General features: G+C 49.9%; 13 protein-coding genes and 1 tRNA gene. 2 read left to right on the top strand and 12 right to left on the bottom strand.

The window, feature by feature from the left end; genetic code table 11:
- Window positions 1–89: 89 nt before the first annotated feature.
- From B5F83_RS06660 to B5F83_RS06645, 4 genes are all read right to left on the bottom strand, one after another.
- On the bottom strand, window positions 90–3,047 hold the full coding sequence (locus B5F83_RS06660; RefSeq protein ID WP_087278838.1) for a UvrD-helicase domain-containing protein: 2,958 nt from the start codon (window positions 3,045–3,047) through the stop codon (window positions 90–92).
- Between the two features lies 1 nt (window position 3,048).
- The gene (locus B5F83_RS06655) at window positions 3,049–5,862 is read right to left on the bottom strand and encodes a PD-(D/E)XK nuclease family protein (protein ID WP_158094176.1); all 2,814 of its coding nucleotides are present in this window, start codon (window positions 5,860–5,862) and stop codon (window positions 3,049–3,051) included.
- 61 nt (window positions 5,863–5,923) lie between these two features.
- Complete coding sequence (locus B5F83_RS06650; RefSeq protein WP_087278844.1) at window positions 5,924–7,273, bottom strand: glucose-6-phosphate isomerase; 1,350 nt, start codon at window positions 7,271–7,273, stop codon at window positions 5,924–5,926.
- A gap of 11 nt (window positions 7,274–7,284) precedes the next feature.
- Window positions 7,285–7,740, bottom strand: coding sequence for a DUF2147 domain-containing protein (locus B5F83_RS06645; protein ID WP_158094175.1), 456 nt, complete (start codon window positions 7,738–7,740; stop codon window positions 7,285–7,287).
- 159 nt (window positions 7,741–7,899) lie between these two features.
- Between B5F83_RS06645 and B5F83_RS06640 the strand changes: the two genes are divergently transcribed.
- On the top strand, window positions 7,900–8,655 hold the full coding sequence (locus B5F83_RS06640; RefSeq protein WP_087278850.1) for an isoprenylcysteine carboxylmethyltransferase family protein: 756 nt from the start codon (window positions 7,900–7,902) through the stop codon (window positions 8,653–8,655).
- Here the strand turns inward: B5F83_RS06640 and B5F83_RS06635 are convergent, their stop codons facing one another.
- From B5F83_RS06635 to B5F83_RS06615, 5 genes are all read right to left on the bottom strand, one after another.
- Window positions 8,656–8,889 (bottom strand): helix-turn-helix domain-containing protein, encoded by a 234-nt coding sequence (locus B5F83_RS06635; RefSeq protein ID WP_087278988.1) that lies wholly within the window; start codon window positions 8,887–8,889, stop codon window positions 8,656–8,658.
- A 78-nt stretch (window positions 8,890–8,967) separates the two neighbouring features.
- Window positions 8,968–9,043, bottom strand: a tRNA-Met gene (locus tag B5F83_RS06630).
- Window positions 9,044–9,179: 136 nt separating this feature from the next.
- Window positions 9,180–10,568: a histidine--tRNA ligase gene (hisS, locus tag B5F83_RS06625; RefSeq protein WP_087278853.1), complete on the bottom strand. Its 1,389-nt coding sequence runs from the start codon at window positions 10,566–10,568 to the stop codon at window positions 9,180–9,182.
- Between the two features lie 10 nt (window positions 10,569–10,578).
- The gene (gene gltA, locus B5F83_RS06620) at window positions 10,579–11,970 is read right to left on the bottom strand and encodes an NADPH-dependent glutamate synthase (protein WP_087278856.1); all 1,392 of its coding nucleotides are present in this window, start codon (window positions 11,968–11,970) and stop codon (window positions 10,579–10,581) included.
- A 15-nt stretch (window positions 11,971–11,985) separates the two neighbouring features.
- Complete coding sequence (locus tag B5F83_RS06615; RefSeq protein WP_087278859.1) at window positions 11,986–12,840, bottom strand: sulfide/dihydroorotate dehydrogenase-like FAD/NAD-binding protein; 855 nt, start codon at window positions 12,838–12,840, stop codon at window positions 11,986–11,988.
- Window positions 12,841–12,947: 107 nt separating this feature from the next.
- On the opposite strand from B5F83_RS06615, the gene sppA reads away from it, so the two are divergent.
- On the top strand, window positions 12,948–14,741 hold the full coding sequence (sppA, locus tag B5F83_RS06610) for a signal peptide peptidase SppA (RefSeq protein ID WP_087278862.1): 1,794 nt from the start codon (window positions 12,948–12,950) through the stop codon (window positions 14,739–14,741).
- Between the two features lie 137 nt (window positions 14,742–14,878).
- Here the strand turns inward: sppA and tilS are convergent, their stop codons facing one another.
- From tilS to proS, 3 genes are read right to left on the bottom strand one after another with little or no spacing between them, the layout of a single operon-like run.
- Window positions 14,879–16,378, bottom strand: coding sequence for a tRNA lysidine(34) synthetase TilS (tilS, locus tag B5F83_RS06605; protein ID WP_087278865.1), 1,500 nt, complete (start codon window positions 16,376–16,378; stop codon window positions 14,879–14,881).
- A gap of 32 nt (window positions 16,379–16,410) precedes the next feature.
- Window positions 16,411–17,436, bottom strand: a complete 1,026-nt coding sequence (locus B5F83_RS06600) for a DUF3078 domain-containing protein (protein ID WP_087278869.1) — start codon at window positions 17,434–17,436, stop codon at window positions 16,411–16,413.
- Between the two features lie 54 nt (window positions 17,437–17,490).
- A complete protein-coding gene (proS, locus tag B5F83_RS06595) occupies window positions 17,491–18,969 on the bottom strand; it encodes a proline--tRNA ligase (protein ID WP_087278872.1) in 1,479 nt (492 codons plus the stop codon).
- Window positions 18,970–19,026 lie beyond the last annotated feature (57 nt).

Here is a 19,026-nt window from a genome sequence, read left to right as displayed (position 1 = left end):
GGTACGAAAAAACCGAGAGATATGCCAATAAATTTTGAACCGATTCTCATTGGCCGGTTTTGACCGTAGCCGGAAGCGGAAGCACTTCATTATTCAAAACCAAGAATGTGACCTTGTTCAACGTACCAGAGGAAGCCTTTTACCCGCAAATAGCCCATCGAGGACAAAAGAGACATGTAGCGTCTTATCTGTCTTTCATGGCCGGCTTCCTGTCTCCCGAATTTATAGTCTATCGCAACGGCTTCGTTTCCGGAGACAAGCACCCTGTCCGGGCGGCTTATCCGCCCTCCGGGTTCGATGATCTCTATTTCGGTCAAAACATCGTATTTTCCGGTAAACCAGCCGTATTTTTCTACGGACGAGACCGCAGAATTTATCTCTTCAAGATATTCCGGCATTTCTGCAAGGCTTATGTCCCCTTCCATCACGGAACGGGACAGGGAACCTTCAATGTCCCCTACCGATTTTATGCGCGACATGATCGTGTGCAGTATTTTCCCCCTACCGCGCCTTTGCGGAGCATCGGTGAAATAATCGAAACTGTCATACGCGAGTTTCAGCCTGTTGCCGAATGACAAAGGACGAAAATACGGCACTATGGCATTTTCCGTTTTATTCTGCCTGTTTCCTGATGAAGCGCGCATCCAATCCCCGAAATCGAAAGACATGCCTTCACCCCGGTTTTCACGGCAGAAAGCATACAGGTATTCCGAGATTCTCGAAGGTTCGGACGGATTGGACATAAAAGCTTTTGAGAGCGGATCACATATAATCACCAGCTCCTCCACGCCGCGCGTAAAGGCCACGTAAGCTATATTGAAATTGTCCACTATGGAAAGCTCCGCCTCCTCTCTGTAATCATCTGCGAAAAGCGTTTTTTCAGACTTAGAGTTCAACACGACCGGCACCAACAATCCGGTACCGAAATCGTCTTCGGGGAGTCTCACCCATCTTTTAGAAGCCTTGTACATCGGCACTTCAAGGTAAGGGACTATCACGGCCTTGAAATCGAGGCCTTTTGACTTGTGCACAGTCATAACCCTCACCGCATAATCGTTTTCCGGGGCAGGTACGGTAAATGACTGCGAAAAAGTCTCCCACCATGAAAGAAATCCATGCGGATCATCGCCCTCGGAAGAAACGAACTCATTGACCTTGTCAAGGAAAGCGTATACATGGGCCGTATCCGGAGCCATGGTTTCCTCTGGCAACTCAGCGACACAAGCTTCGCAAAAGGCATACAGAGACATGGCAGGCATGTCGCCGGGAGCGGTTTTCCGGAGCGTATTTATGACATATTTTACCGCAAATGAATTGCCTACAAGTAACGAATCATCTGAAATTACCGGAATACCATTGTTTTTCAAGAGTTCCACGGCCCTTTCGCCGTCCGAGTTGGAACGGACCAGCAAAGTAATGTCGGAAAATACGTACCCGTTGGCGCGCAAACGCGAAATAGAAGACAGCAAGCATTCATCGGCCGATGAAACATCGTCATCCTTCGACAAAAACCTGATATGCACATGCCCGCCTTCGGCCTTCTGCGCACGGAGGGACGGTACTTCCTGCCGTATATCGGCATATACCTCGGAAAGCATACTGCTTCCGCAACGCTCTACCGCAAAAGAAAAAAAATCATTGTTGAATGAAACTATGTTGCCAAGACTCCTCCAGTTTTCCTTCATGCTTTCAAACAAGGCATCTGGAAATCTTTCTTTAATTTCTCCGCCCAAAATACGCCAATCTCCGGAGCGCCACCTGTAGATACTCTGTTTTACGTCTCCGACCACCAATGTTTCACCGCCCTGTGATACAGAATTGGATACAAGAGGCAGGAAATTGTGCCACTGCAACCTCGAAGTATCCTGGAACTCATCCAAAAGGTAGTCGTCATAACGCGTACCGAGCTTCTCGTACACGAAAGGGGTATCGTCATCGGAAATAATCCCTGCCAAAGCCTGGTTCGTATCGTCCAGCATGACAGTGTTGCGTTCTCTCAGAATGCTCGCTATCGCAGACGCTATGTCTGACACGACACCGAGGCGCAACAGTTCCGAAGAGACAGCAACGGCAGTATTGTACAAAACATGATTGTCTTCATAATAAACCTTCATTTCGTGCAGGCAATCGTTAAGAGACGGATACACTGCCGATATGCGGTCTTTGAAGGCAGATGTCCTTGCGTACCATGCCTCGGATGAGGCATCAATCCTGGCCGTCAGAGAATCGGGGATTTCAAAAAGTTTGCCTTCCGCAATATCACGAAGCTTCCTGAAAGGCGAACGGCCCCCTCCGATAAAATCTTCCGGAGCCAGCATCCCTTCCGAGATGACAGACAGCGCACGGGAAGCATAACCGGACATTCCCTGCTCAAAATCTCCCATAATGCGTCCGCACCGTTCACGCACGAGGGCTATGGATTTTTTCGGCAAAGCCCTGTCGTATGGGACTCCTCCGCTCTTTATGCGGAACTCTTCGCTGAAAATTTCCGTTCCGGAATTTTTAAGAAAATCCTTGACATTCCATTTTCCCCCTCTTTCAAAAGAATCCATCGCCATCTCCACCAACCATCCGATCAATGCCGGATCCGTGCTGTCACCGCCTATGGAGTCCACTACGTCATCTATACCCTCCGAATAAACAGCCATCCTGTCCAAATCAACTGAATAGGAGCCGTAAAGCCCGAGTTCGCGGGCAAAAGCCCTCATCGTCCTTTGGAAGAACCGGTCTATGGTGCTTACGGAGAATGTCGTATAATCATTCATTATGCGTTCCAGGACATTTCTTGCCGTTTCTGCGGTTTCTTTGGCGGAAAACCCGCATGCCGAAGCTATGTCCTCATAGTAAGGGGACTTTTCGGGACAAGACGCAAGCACATTCAACTGCTCAAGGATACGGGACTTCATTTCTTCCGTCGCCTTGTTTGTAAAAGTCACGGCAAGTATGTTCCGATAGGCGTATTCATGCCTGAAAAGAAGCTTTATGTATTCTTTTGCCAACCGGAAAGTCTTGCCAGAACCGGCCGAAGCGCTGTAAACCTTTAACATGTCACACCTCCGTCTTTTTACATATAGAAGCGAAATCGCAATATTCGCATTTTGCCGACGGCCCCTCGGTGAAAGGCACCGCCGGGTCCAGAATCTCTTCAATCAGGGACGCGGTCCCTTTGCGCATTGACGAATAGTCACCGTCAGTAAAACAAAACTCCTGAGGTGACGACCGGAATATCTCTTTTAACGAATATATGACACCGGCCATAGGATACCCCATCGCCATGCTTTGGCCCGCATGTTCTAAAAGATAACGGTAAATGAATAGCTGAAGTATGATACCGGGACGCTTCTGCCTCCCTTTGTCGAAAACTTCCGATACGTCCTTGTACTTCAAATCCACGGCACCTGTCTTATAATCTATTATCCTCAACCGACCGTCGCAAATATCCAACCTGTCAATAAACCCTCCAAGCATCACATGGCGTCCGTCATCCAAGCTGAAAGGGGCCGTGAGCCACCTTTCCAGCCCGGCTATCTTCAACGGTGCAAAACCAGCATCCGCTTCCAATGTCTTTTCCACAAGCCTGAGGATTATCTCTCGATTTATCAGATTTGCGCCGCGTATTTCAGTATTCTGCGTTATTTTGGAAAATGATTCGTCCACCACGGCGGAAAGGGCATCCCTGTCGGAAATCATTTTTTCAATGCACTGCCTGGTCATTTCTCTCCCTACCCACGGACCGTACAATGTCTGCATCGCCAAATGATACCAGCGACCGAATGATGAATAATCCACATCGTCCACCAACTCTTCTTCGGGAATTTCCCGGGCAACATGCGCGTAATAGAATTTCAAAGGGCAAGTCACATAATCATTCAGTGAACTGTATGAAAACGGGGTTCTGTCCTCAAAAAAAATCTTTTCCATCAAGGAACTGATTTCAGGAGTCTTGACGACCTGCCCGGACTGCGGTGCCATTCCGGGGCCCGAAAAGAACGAAACATTTTTTCTCGAAAATACCGCCTTGTCAGAATAAAGATATTCTATCTGCTTGACATACCGGCTCTCGCCTCCTCCTTTCAATCCTTCGACACGAGTATCGGATATTAAGAAGACTTTTTCCGCACGGCTGATCAGACGATAGAAATAATAAGCCCATATGGCATCCTCATATTCGTATGTAGGCAGGCCGAAACCTTTCCTGAGCACAAAAGGAATGAATGAAGAATCGTTTTTGTTCGAAGGGAACAGCCCTTCGTTCATGGATGTAATGATAACATTTTTAAAATCCAGGGCCCTTGTCTCCAAAGGTCCCATTATCTGTATCCCGCTCAGAGGTTCGCCCTTGAAAGGCACCGTGGCACCGGCCACAAGCGTGTCTGTAAGACGGAACCACGTGGCCGGACGTACCGGAAGGCGCATGTCAGCGATTTTGACAACGGCCGAAAGATACTTCTTGATAAACTCCCTGTCAATGCTTGGCGCCGAAACTCCGAGTTCCCACAGCACATCCTTGCAATAATCCGCGAGCTGACCGGTATTTTCCGTACTTTCGAAGTCATCGATTACTACACGGAAAACCGTTTTCAACAAAGGCGACGTCCCGGGGAGTTCCGGCTCAACATAGACCATGTTGCACGAAAAAATGGTTTTTATCGTATCCTGTACCCCCGGCTGCGAACACAGATATCTGTGGTGCAGCAAATCGATCACGTTCCGGTGATAAAATTTCATCTTTCCCGATGGCAGTCTGCGCGAATGCAGATGCAATTCCTTCAACGAACGCATAAACGAATACAAGGCTGAACCTCCCATAGGGCATCCCATTGTCACATTTATCGAAGACACATTCTGAGGAATGGCGCTCAAAAGCGGGGCCAGCAGGGAACTGTCAGGAAGCACAACCGCCGTTTCTCGTCCGATACCGTCTCCAAGGGAAGAGAGGATCTCTCCGGCATATTTCGCTTCCCCCACCGCAGAAGGTACGGATACAGCCTGAATACACGGGGCTGTTACATCACTGTCGTCCAAAACATATCTGGAAGGGAAATCTTTAATGTTTTCCTTCATGAAAAGCGATGCTGCATTCTTTTCGTCCCTGAGCATGCTTCCGCAAAAATCCCAATAGAAATCCGCGCGTCCTTCGTCCATAAAATGCTTCAGCAGGACTTTTTCACACTCGTTGAGCGCATTCAGTCCGATAAACACTACTGTGCCATATCCTTCCAACGGTTCCAAAGAACCGGCGCGCAGCTTTTCCGCGACTTGGCGATACAGCATCCCGTCGTATGCGATGCCTTCTTTCCCGAGTAAAGCCCTGAATCTTTCATAAAGGGGGAACAATATGCGCCAATTGCTGCTGAAATTCTTACGCACGCCATCCGAAACAGAAACCCCGTTTCCAAAATAATGGCCCCAGAAGCCCTTTATGGCTTCCCTCTGTTTTTCTGTAAGATAGCTGAAATCATCTTTCAAAGCGTTCAAATCGGACACATTCATGAACAGGCTACGCGCATCTACCATGTATTTGTCCACATCATTGAAATCGGAGACAAGCATGTCCCCCCAGAAAACGAAACTGTCCAAACTTTCCGGCTCCGGTACTATTTCCGAATAACAGGCATAAAGCCGTTGCAGCAGAGTTATTCTGTCCGCCACACGGAGATCGGAAATCTTACCGAAAAGTTCATTTATGGTAATCAGTTCCGGAGAAAAGAACGGCTTGTCCATTATTTCCGAAAGGTACTGACGGAAAAACACAGTGGAACGCCTGCTCGGAAAAACCAGACAGACCCTCGAATTCCGGTCAAGAATCCTGTCTTTGCATATTTCGGCCACTTGCCGCAAAAAAGGTTTTATTTCTCCCATGGATAGAGATTTTCCTCTGTTTTTTCTTTTGCAAGTCTGCCGGCCGCAAACCTGCGATTTCTCAGAAACCGATTGGAAGCCTTTCGCGCAATGCAACGGCATCCGCCTCGTATCCGGGCTTGCCGAGAAGGGCAAACATGTTCTTCTTATAAGCCTCTACCCCCGGCTGGTCGAAAGGATTCACGCCGAGTATGTAGGCGCTGATTCCGCACGCCATTTCGAAAAAATAGAAAAGCCCGCCGAGGTTGGCCTCATCCACACGCTCTATCGAAACCTGCATCTGAGGCACGCCTCCGTCGATATGTGCGAGCCTGGTTCCGAGCTCCGCCATCCTGTTGCACTCCTCCACCCTTTTCGCAGCAATGAAATTGAGCCCGTCGAGATTTTCGGGATCCGTATTTATCATAAGCTTCCTGCCGGAATTTTCAACAGAAACAACGGTCTCCATAAGGGTTCGTTCCCCGTCCTGGATATATTGCCCCATGGAGTGCAGGTCGGTGGTAAAACTGGCCGATGCCGGGAAAATCCCCTTGCCGTCCTTGCCTTCGGACTCTCCGAAAAGCTGTTTCCACCATTCTCCGAGATAAGTGAGTTTCGGGTTGAACGAAACCAGCATCTCTATCTTATAGCCTTTCGAGTACAAAAGGTTCCTCATCGCCGCATATCTCAATGCAGGATTGTCTTCCGTGGCTTCGGAACAGATTTTCTCCGACTCTGCCGCCCCTGCAAGCAATTTTCGCGCATCATGGCCTGCAAGCACTATCGGAAGCAGCCCTACCGGAGTCAGCACGGAAAAACGTCCCCCCACATTGTCTTCAATGACGAAAGTCCTGTATCCTTCCGTATCCGACAGTTTCTTCAGAGCGCCCTTCGCCTTGTCCGTCACCGCCACTATCCGGCTGGCTGCGGCCTTTTTACCGTAACGGTCCTCTATGAAGTTCCTGACCAGACGGAAAGCTATTGCCGGCTCGGTAGTAGTGCCGGATTTGGAAATGACTACGGTGGCCACGGAACGGCGGAGCATCAGATCGAGCAGCTCGGCCAGATAGTCCTCCGACAGGTTGTTTCCGGCAAAAACCACATCCAGACTGTTTTCCTTGCGCCCCAACCGGGACTGGAACGAATGCGACAGGGCTTCTATCGCGCACTTGGCGCCGAGATAGGAGCCGCCTATGCCTATGACTACCACGGTGTCCACCCCGGCCTGCAACCATTCGTCCCTGATATCTTCGAACTGTTTCAGAAGGGACTCCGGAGTCTGCGAAGGAAGATGTTTCCATCCGAGAAAATCATTCCCCGCGCCCGTTTCCTTATCCAATATGCCGTACGCCTCAAGGGCTTTTTCAAGATAAAAACTGTAATCGCCTTCATAAACGAAAGGCATGCAGCCGTCGAGATTTGTTTTAAACATAATATGAAATTTTAATCGATTCTTTTCCACTTCTGGGTTTCACTGAAAGGGCCGACATAGCCTTTCACAATCAGTATGTCCGGGTCATCCCCGTCCACTTCCATCGTCGTTCTGAACAGTCTGGCCCTGTCGGGGCTGAGTATCTTCCCCTTGAATACGCCGTCCTCATAGCGCAGGCCCTTGGCTATGTCCATACCGATTACCGGTTTGTCCTCGTATTCGCCCGGACAGCCTGCACACAAAGGACTGCCGTAGGCCTCGAATTCACCGAGAAGTCCGGTTATCTTGCAATTGTAGCCGTCATCCACCTTATATATTATGACTTCGGATTGCGGATTGCCGTGTTTGTCGCAGGTCTCCCACTTGCCGAGTATGGCCTCTTCCGGGCCGGGCCCTCCGGCCGCCGCGGCGGCAAAGGAGCTGAGACAGGATGACAGGATGAAAACAGACAGGAACAAAACTCTCATATACACATACGATTTAACCACACGCGCATGCCGGAGCAAAACCGGCATGACATACAAAGATAGCAAGCAGTTTTTGATTTTTAAAAAGTGTTTCCTACTTTTGTGCGATTTTTACTAATTTTTACTGAGATTATTCAAAAACAATTTTTATAACAAACTATGGCACTGCAAGAGACTTTCGAAAAACAGGGCAACTGGCTGTTCAAGCGCAGGGGAGTGCTCCCCATATTCGTTTTGGTAGTAGGACTCGGAATATATCTGCTTACCCTCGAAATGCAGGGGATGATGTTCTCGGCTCTCGCCCCGTACTGGATATACTATGAATTTTTCTGCCTGCTCGTCAGTCTCCTCGGAGTCTTTGTCAGGGTATACACGGTCGGACATACACCGGCCAACACTTCCGGAAGGAACACGGAAAAACAGGTGGCAGACAGCCTGAACAAGACGGGAATCTACTCGACTGTGCGCCATCCGCTATACCTCGGGAATTTCCTGATGTATTTCGGGATAGCCCTGCTCACCTGCAACATTGCGTTCATCCTCATGTTCATCCTCATTTTCTGGCTGTATTATGAACGCATCATGTACGCGGAAGAGCAGTTTCTCCGCAGGAAGTTTTCGGAAGAATACCTCGCATGGTCTGAACACGTCCCTGCCTTCTTCCCGAAATTCAAAGGCTTCGTAAAGCCGTCACTTCCTTTCTCATGGAAGAAGGTGCTGAAGAAAGAGAAGAACGGAGTTTTCTTCCTTTTCCTGATTTTCTGCATATTCAACCTCTGCGGATGGTGGCTCTGCCCGCAATACATCCATCTGAACTGGGCCATAATAGTACTGGCAATCTTCACCGGACTTTCCTACATAGTCCTGAAGATTCTCAAGACGAAGACGAAAGTGCTCGACGAGGAAGGAAGATAATCACTTGCCGGACATATAGGCTTTCGGGGAAACGCCCGACTCCTTTTTAAAATAAGTGCCGAAAAACGACTGATTCGGAAAATTCAGCATGTCACTGACCTGCTGTACCGTATATTTTCCGCTTTTCAGCAGGGCTTTCGCATCCAGCATTACATAGTCCCTTATCCATTCTACCGGACGGACGGCCATATCACGCTTATACCGGTAATCCCTGTCGGATATCTTCTTTTTCATCGCGACGTACACCACGGCTCAGAAATCCAGAATTGGGATGGCAAAACAAAAAAAGCGGCCTGAATGGTCGCTTTGTCTTGGTAGCGGGAGGAGGACTCGAACCTCCGACCTCCGGGTTATGAGCCCGACGAGCTACCAACTGCTCTACCCCGCGGTATTGGACTGCAAAGATAGATATAATTTTCAATTCAGCAAAATTTATTTTCAAAAGCGGGCGGAAGCAGCTGGAAAGTTGGCAAAGCAGTCGGGAAACTGACGGAAAGCAATCAAAAGCCGGCGAAAACAGCTTCTCAATACATGCACGAAACAAGGTCGGCGACACAGTCCATAGGCGCCTCCTTCTGTTCTCCTGTTACGATGTTTTTGATATTGACCGCATGGCGCTCCATTTCATCGCTTCCGGTGATAATCATATACGTGATATTGCGTTTGGCCGCATAATCGAACTGCTTTTTCAGTTTCACTGCATCAGGGTATATCTCACAGGAAATACCGTTGTCCCTCAACTCTTTCACGACCGGCAGCAAATAAGCCGTCTCGGCCGGACCGAGATTTGCGACAAGCACTTTCGGCCCTGAAAGCACGGACGAAGGGAATTTTTCAAGCCCCGACAACACATCATAAATCCTGTCGGCACCGAAAGAAATGCCCACTCCGGAAAGCCCCGGCATACCGAAAATCCCAGTGAGGTTGTCATAACGTCCTCCGCCGCAGATACTCCCTATCGGGAAATCCAAAGCCTTGACCTCAAAAATTGCCCCGGTATAATAATTGAGTCCGCGGGCCAGGGAAAGGTCGAATTCCACAGGAGAGGAAATCCCGGCCGCGGAAATCAGCCCGAAGAGTTCCTCGACCTCGTCCAAGCCCTTATTGCCTATTTCAGAACCGGAAAGGACAGTCCGCATGGCCTCCAGTTTGGAAGCGGTATCTCCGGAAAGCGACAGGACAGGCTCTATGACTGCAATAGCTTCAGGTGTAAGCCCTCGCCCGGCCAGTTCCTGTTTTACCGCCTCTATACCTATCTTGTCTATCTTGTCTATGGCGACGGTGATGTCCGTAATCCTGTCCGGGAAACAGCATGCCTCCGCCAGACCGGCAAGCACCTTGCGGTTGTTGATTTTGACCGAAACCCGGATGCCCAAACGCCTGAAGACAGTATCTACTATCTGGACAAGTTCAAGCTCGTTCAGCAATGATTCCGAACCCACGATGTCGGCATCGCACTGGTAAAACTCCCTGTACCTGCCCTTCTGAGGCCTGTCGGCACGCCAGACCGGCTGGATCTGAAACCTTTTGAACGGGAAAACGATATCGTTGCGGTGCTGGACTACGAATCTCGCAAACGGGACAGTAAGATCGTACCGCAACCCCTTTTCGCATGTCTTCAGGGACAGTGCCTTGCTGTCATACTCCAAACCTTCCCCTTCCGTCCTGTATCGGGAAAAATCAATCCCTGAAAACGCATCGCCAGAATTAAGGATGCGGAAAAGCAGCTTGTCGCCCTCTTCTCCGTATTTTCCGAGCAGGGTGGAAAGGTTCTCCATGGCAGGAGTCTCGATACGGGCATAGCCGAAAGTCTCGAATACGGAACTTATCGTATCGAAAATATACTGCCTCTCGGCACATTGGCGGGGAAGAAAATCCCTCGTACCCTTTGGTATGGAAGGTTTCTGTATCATGTAATCCTAATTATTTTTCCTTGCTTCTGATATATTCGTCTATCGATTTCGCCGCCTTGCGCCCGGCTCCCATTGCAAGTATGACGGTCGCCGCACCGGTAACGGCATCTCCCCCGGCAAAAACCCCCTCACGGGTGGTTTTCTCGTCTTCGGAGGCCACAATGCGGCCGCGTTTGTCGCTCTGGAGCCCCGGGGTCACGCGTGAAAGCAGCGGATTAGGGGAAGTCCCGAGAGCCATTATCACGGCATCGCACTCTATTTCAAAATATGAATCGGGGATTTCGACAGGGGAACGCCTCCCGCTTTCGTCAGGCTCTCCGAGTTCCATCCGTATGCATTTCAGGCCGCGCACCCAGCCTTTCTCGTTGCCGAGTACTTCCACAGGATTCGAAAGCAATTCGAAATGTATCCCTTCATCCTTTGCATGATGCACTTCCTCGGCCCTTGCCGGAAGCTCCTTCTCGGTACGCCTGTAAACGATTGTGACCTCGGCGCCGAGCCTCAATGCCGTCCTCGCGGCATCCATGGCCACGTTTCCTCCGCCCACTACGGCGACCCTGTTGCCCGTATAGATTGGTGTCATGTAGTCGTCGCGGTAAGCTTTCATCAGATTGTTCCTCGTCAGGAACTCATTCGCCGAAAATACCCCGTTGAGATTCTCGCCGGGAATGTCCATGAATCTCGGAAGCCCTGCTCCGGAACCTATGAAAACTGCCTCGTATCCTTCATTGTCGAACAATTCGTCTATGCTTATGGTCTGCCCAACCACGGTATCGGTCTCTATGCGGACCCCCATGGCTTTGATATTGGCTATTTCGCCGGCCACCACGGTATCTTTCGGAAGCCTGAACTCGGGAATGCCGTATTCAAGCACGCCGCCGGCCTTGTGCAAGGCCTCGAACATAGTCACCTGATAACCGAGTTTTGCAAGGTCGCCCGCACAGGCCAACGAAGCCGGGCCGCTTCCCACTATGGCGATGCGGTGCCCGTTGGATGGGGCGCATTGGGTAAAACGGACTCCGTTTTCACGGCTCCAGTCCCCTACGAAACGCTCCAGTTTGCCTATCGAGACCGGCTGCCCTTTCACACCGAGGATGCAGCGGCCTTCGCACTGCAACTCCTGAGGGCAGACCCTGCCGCATACCGACGGCAGTGAACTGTCCTGCGAAATCACCTCGGCCGCCCCCTTGATATCGCCGGCGGCGACACGGGCTATGAACTGGGGGATTTTCACATTGACAGGACACCCTTCCACGCAACGCGGGTTCTTGCAGTTCAGACATCTTGAAGCCTCAAGCAAGGCTTCTTCCATATTATAACCATAGCATACCTCGTCGAAATTGGCAGCCCTGACCTTGGGATCCTGCTCCCTGACAGGTACGCGCGGAATATTGTTTGCCATAATATTTTTATAAAATTATTTTCCCAATCCCAAATGACACTTATGATCTTCCTCTATTTCTTGAGGACGGTACATTCCCTGGCGCCTCATGGCCTCATCGTAATCGACGGCATAACCGTCGAACTCCGGACCTTCGACACAGGCAAAACGGGTCTTTCCCCCGACGGTGACACGGCAGGCCCCGCACATTCCGGTTCCGTCCACCATCAGCGTATTGAGGCTCACGGTAAGCGGGATATTGTATTTTTTCAATGTGAGGGATACGAATTTCATCATGATCATCGGTCCTATCGCGACAGCTTCGTCATATTCATGTCCGCCGTCCAGAAGTTCCTCGGCACAGGCCGTGACCATTCCCTTGAAGCCGGCCGACCCGTCATCGGTGCAGACATAAAGATTGTCGCACAAGGCCCTCATCTTATCTTCAAGGATAACAAGGGAAACGTTCTTAGCCCCCATTATCACATCTACGGCAGCACCGTGGGCCTTGAGCCATTTGACCTGCGGATATACGGGAGCTGTCCCTACTCCGCCTGCAATGAAAAGATACCGGCGGCCTTTCAGTTCTTCCGGGGTCTTCGATATGAACTCCGAAGGCACTCCGAGGGGGCCCACCACATCGGCAAAACAGTCACCGACATTATAAGCGCACATTTCCTTTGTGGATGCGCCAATAGTCTGTATCACTATGTCTACAGTACCGGCCTGGCCGTCATAATCGCATATCGTAAGCGGGACCCTTTCGCCCTTCTCGTTGTCTCTGACAATCAGGAACTGCCCCGGTCTTGCGGCTTTTGCAAGGCGCGGCGCTTCGACCGACATGCGGCATATATTGTCGGCAAGCCACTCTTTCTCAACTATACGAAACATCTGTCTTTTAATTTATCGGAGCGCAAATTTAGAAACAAAGTCCAATTTTTCAAAAAGTATCAGTAACTTTGTAGACAGTTTGAAAATCGCACTAATTGTATACTGTTATGAAATTTTTAAAAACACTCTTGGCTTCCTTCTTAGGATGCGCGATTGCATTGTTCATCGCAATCATGATATGTATCGGAGTCATAGGCTCGCTGGCCTTTCTCGGACAATCCTCGACTCCTGTCATTCCGAAAACGGGAATTTTGAAAATCGATTTTAAAAATGTCATTTCGGAAAGGAGCATCCCCGCCTCCCTCAACCAGATAATAATGGGGGAAAACAGCGGAACGACAACGCTCTACGATGCCATCAAGGCGATAGAGAAGGCCGCAACCGACCCGGGAGTGAAATTCATCTATATGGAACCCGACAATTTTTCCGGCCCGATAGCCGCGATGGAAGAGTTCCGCACCGCCCTTGAAAGATTCCGCGCAAGCGGGAAGGCCATCATATCCTTCACACAGACACCTACGCTCGGAAGCTACTATCTGGCATCCGTTTCAGATAAAATATACATGGCCCCTTATGGAAACGGAATGATACTCGGCCTCGGAAGCCAGATGATTTATTTCAAGGACCTTCTGGACAAGATTGGAATAAACATCCAGCTTATCCGCCACGGAAAATACAAATCGGCCGGGGAACCTTATATCAAAAGTGAAATGAGTCCGGAAAACAGGAGGCAGAACGAGGAGATGCTGGATGCAATCTGGGAGAGCCTCGGTGAAAAAATGGCCTCGGCAAGGGATATCACCATAGAAGAACTTGACGGCATGATCAACGGGCTCGAACTCGATTCGCCCGAGGATTTCATCGAAAACGGGCTGATTGACGGGACCGCTACAAAGGACCAGATGAGCGAAAAACTCTGCACCCTTTACGAGGTCGAGGACGAAAAGGACCTGAGTTTCATCCCATTCGACGACTATGCCGCGAACAATACAGTAAAATCAGTATCGGCCAACAAGATAGCCGTCATATACGCCGACGGTGAAATCGTCGAAGGAAAATCTTCCGAAAATATCGGCGGGGATTCTTTCTCCGGGCAACTTGCCGAAATAAGGAAAGATACGACCATCCGCACCATCGTCTTCCGTGTTAATTCTCCTGGCGGAAGCGTGAGCGCGGCTGAGAAAATCAAGCGCGAAATAGACCTCATGAAGGCCCAGGGCCGTACAATCATCGCTTCATACGGTTCATACGCGGCTTCCGGAGGCTACTGGATTTCTGCCGGCTGCGATTACATCTTTTCGGATGCTACGACACTGACGGGAAGCATCGGAGTGTTCAGCATGATTCCAGAAATAGGAAAGGCCGTGAAAGAGAAGGCGCACCTCAACGTATACACAATCAAGACCCACGAGCATGCCGACATGTTCAATCTCATGAGGCCTCTCGATGCTGCCGAAGAAAGGTACATGCAGGCATCCGTGGATACCATCTACACAAAATTCACGAAATTGGTGGCACAGGGCCGCGGGATGGATGTGGAAGACGTGGATGAAATAGCACAAGGGCGTGTCTGGGCCGGAACCGAAGCCCTTGAAATCGGGCTTGTGGACCAGATTGGAGGACTTTACGATGCAATCGAATATGCAGCGGCCGTTTCCGGATACACCGACTACACCGTGGTACAGTATCCTAAACCTCTGACACAGTTAGAAATGCTTATGGAGCAGTTCGGCGGGATGGGTGCCGTGATAGACGCCCTGTCAGGCACTCCGCTTCCTGAAGGCCTCACCATTGAAGAAGCCATGCTGGGACACCGTATAGAAAGCGCATACGGCAATCTTCAGGAAATCTCCGGAAAAATCTACGCAAGGCTTCCTTGGGACTACGGCTTCACGTTCTGAAGCCGTAATTCTGAGACGTAGTTCTGAGGCCGTAATTCCGGAGCAGCGGAAAATCATAACACTTTAATAACGTGGCCGTCAGCTGGTTTTTCAGACTGGCGGCCACAGTTTTACGGCTCAGGATACTATTTTACAATTCAGGATACTATTACAAGCACCCTGCGGGTTTTCTCCGTTACCCTGAAATCCTCGGAGCTTTTAAGTCCGGCTATGGCAACGACCGCCCCGGAAGCATCTTCGATGACTGGAAGCGTATGCTTTTCGACAAGAGGGATTTTTGCATCCGAGAAAATGTCGCTCAGCTTCTTCCAGCCTTTCATACCGAAAGGCCTCATCCTGTCGGACGGGCGCCATTGCCGTATTTTTACCGGAAATTGCACCTTGTCTGCATCGGCATAGAGGCTGACAGCCGAGAGCCGGGCACCATAGTGACCCGCACCGGCGGAACCGGCATCCGGAACTCCTGCATAAGAGAACCCCGCACCTGCACGTTCCATTCGGGGACCTGCCGTATTGAAGGGCAGCTCAGCCGAATCGGACGGAAGGAACTTCAATGAAAATTCCCTGGAGAAAAACCGGAAAGACAAGTCACTTGCCCCTGCATCGATTTCATCCTGCACAGCCCCGCCACCCAATGAAACGGGGACCTTGCAAAGCGGGTAAAACAGAAGGCGGCCTCTGTCGGCAAGGGCAAAATGCGAACGAGAAAGAAAATATTTTCCCGTAGGACAACCGTCATTATCCGCATAAAGCACCTTCTCCATATCGCGGCACTGTGCCGAAGCAAAGCCATAACGGGAAGCGACAGCGAACAGCGAATAAGAGGACAAACGACTGTTTTTCAATACATTTACAGAATAAGCCGACTCGCAGGCAATACTGTCTGTATCCGCAACTGGCAAGGCCGCAGCACGGATGGCATCCTCAACAGCACGGTCAGCCAAAGCCGATACCTCGGAAAAATAATCCATATCGGAAACAAGGGTTTTCAGAAAAGACGGATTGATTTTGCCCAAAATCGGAAAAACCTCGTTCCTGATGCGGTTACGCTTGTATTCTGAAGAAAAATTCGTACTGTCGTTCCTGTATTGAACGGAATGTGCCGAAGCGAAACACTCTATTTCATGACGGGAAAATATGAGCATCGGCCTCAGAATCCGGCCGCTTCTTGCCTTCATCCCCGAAATGCCCTTTATGCCGGTGCCCCTGAGCAGATTGAGGAACAGCGTTTCCGCATTGTCGTTCATGTTATGGGCAACGAAGACATAATCATAACCTTCCTTCGAAAGCAAATCCATGAACCATGCATACCTGAGCTCCCGAGCGGCCATCTCTACCGAAAGCGACTTTTCCCCGGCGTACCCGACAGTATCGAAACGGATGCGGTAAAACGGGAGTGAATGCTCTTCCGCCCACTTCCGCACCAGAGCCTCGTCACCATCGCTCTCCTTCCCTCTGAGCGAAAAATTGCAATGGGCCACGGCTGATTTCGCGATATACGGGCAGGTCGAAGCCATTTCGGCCATGGTCATTGAATCCACGCCCCCGCTTACAGCAAGAAGTACGCGGGGGCATGTCTCATCCTGTCCGAAAAGTCCTGACAGATTTTTATTGAATCTATACTGTAAATCAGCCATTACATTACAAATCCGTTAAACGTCGGAATCCGTTAGGCCCCGAACGAATAAGTGAAGCCGATTGTGAATATTTCCTTGAACTGCACACGCTGCTTTGCAGGGGCCTCAGGGTTCCTGAAATCGGTTATCATTATATCATCGTCATATATAAGGTATGTCCTGAAATTAATCGAGAAGAATTTGCTTATGTTGAAATCCGTAACCGTATCCCAGTTCACCCTGATATTCTGCGGTTTGTCCAAATAATCCGAAAAGAGCGTAAGATAGGAGGCGAAATCGATTTTCGAACCTATTTTGAGCTTAATATCCATTTTCACCTGGGCACCGAGCTCGAACTTGACCGGCATGGTTATCTTGCTGCCGTCCTCGGCCGTCTTGTAGTTGCCGTATTTTTCCCTCAATGCAGGATCGTTCACGATAACGACACCTCCGGTGAGCGGAGCCACATTGAGACTGAGCCATTTCCAAGGCTTGTAATCGATACCGAGGGCAAGATTGGTATAGCCCGGGGACAGGAAGGCCGACTCTTTCTGGACAATCGTATTCCCATCGTATTTGTAACCGTTTGAGAACTGGGTCTTGAAAGAATACTGTGCCGAAAGATACAGGTTTTTGGATATGTTATACCCGAACTTACTGTCCAACTGGATGTTATCATCTGTTTTCTTGGTAAAGCCGTCATCGATATCGGTTATGATTCCGTATGCAAGCTGCAACCTCGTTTCCCAGATAATCTTGTCCTTGGCATAATTGGCAAAGGCATCGATAAACGAGTTGAACGAAATCGACTGGTTGGCACCGTCGGCCCATTGGGTGATTCCCACCTGCGAGAAACCCAACTGCGTGGACAGTCCCGTAGTCCAGTACTTAGGTTTTTCGACCTGAGGCTCTACCTCCTTTGCCGCCACTACTTCTTCTGCCATTTCGGCAGCCACCTGATACTCTTCGGCCAAAACCGTATCCGCTGCCGCACTGTCGGTTTTCACCGTATCGGCCTGGGCGAATGCACAAACCGGGCAAACGGCAAGCACAGCGAATAAAACAATCAATTTTCTCATAATGTCAAAAATTAGTTAACGGCTATTATATCGTTTTTTGTTTTTCCAACAGCCTTAATATGCTATCGCGAACAACACCCTTCTGTGCGAAGGCCTGCCGGAATAGACACACCTGCCTTCCTCCTCGCAAACGGCAGTATCTATTGGTATGCACCTGATTGTAGCCTTGGTCTCTTCCTTTATGCGCTCCTCGGTCTCGACCGTACCGTCCCAATGGCAGGAAAGGAAGCCTCCCTGGGTGATTTTCTCTTTGAAATCCTCCCACGTATCCACCTTTATTATATTTTTATCCCTGAAAGCCAACGCCTTGGCATAAATGTTTTTCTGAATGTCGTCCAAAAGCACGGAAATCCTTTCGGCAAGACCTTCCTGAGGCACGCTCTCTTTCGTCAGTTCGTCCCTGCGTGAAAGTTCTACCATGCCGTTTTCCAAATCGCGCGGACCGATTGCTATTCTTACGGGAACGCCCTTGAGCTCCCACTCGGAGAACTTGAATCCCGGACGGAGATTGTCCCTGTCGTCTATCCTATAACTTATCCCCATAGCTTTGAGCGATACCGCTATCTCATTCATTTTCGCCAAGATGCCGTTCAACTCTTCTTCGCTCTTGAAAATAGGTACCATCACTACCTGGATAGGGGCGAGTTTCGGAGGAAGCACGAGTCCGTTGTCATCTCCGTGCGCCATGATGAGGGCACCCATAAGCCTTGTGGATACGCCCCATGACGTTGCCCATACGTATTCGAGCTGGCCGTCCTTGTTGGCATACTTCACATCGAAAGCCTTCGCAAAATTCTGCCCGAGGAAATGCGAGGTGCCTGCCTGAAGGGCCTTTCCGTCCTGCATCATGGCCTCGATGCACATCGTATCCACCGCCCCGGCAAAACGCTCGTTCTCGCTCTTGTGACCGACCACGACAGGCATCGCCATATAGTTGCGTGCAAAGTCGGCATAGACGTTCACCATCCTCTTAGTCTCTTCAATCGCCTCCTGCTCGGTCGCATGTGCGGTATGGCCTTCCTGCCAAAGGAACTCGGCGGTACGGAGGAAAAGCCTCGTACGCATTTCCCATCTTACCACATTCGCCCATTGGTTGCAAAGTATCGGCAGGTCGCGCCATGACTTTATCCAGTTTTTATATGTATTCCATATTATCGTCTCCGATGTCGGACGCACGATAAGTTCCTCTTCTAATTTTGCCGATGGATCCACTACCACTCCCGGCCCGTCAGGATTGTTCATGAGCCGGTGGTGCGTAACTACGGCGCATTCCTTGGCGAAACCTTCGACATGCTCGGCCTCTTTGCTGAGAAACGATTTGGGTATGAAAAGCGGGAAATACGCATTGGAATGTCCGGTTTCCTTGAACATCCTGTCAAGTTCATGCTGCATCTTTTCCCAAATGGCGTATCCGTAAGGTTTTATCACCATACACCCGCGTACTGCCGAATTTTCAGCCAAATCCGCCTTTACAACAAGATTATTGTACCATTGGGAGTAATTCTCCGCCCTGCTCGTCACCTCTTTTGCCATTGTATACAAAAAATTTGAAAAAAATATTTAAATTGCACGATTATTGGAATTAGGTGC

The sequence above is a fragment of the Muribaculum sp. An289 genome, assembly GCF_002159555.1.
Classification (GTDB): domain Bacteria; phylum Bacteroidota; class Bacteroidia; order Bacteroidales; family UBA932; genus Merdivivens; species Merdivivens faecigallinarum.
This window is presented reverse-complemented; position numbering and strand designations above follow the sequence as displayed.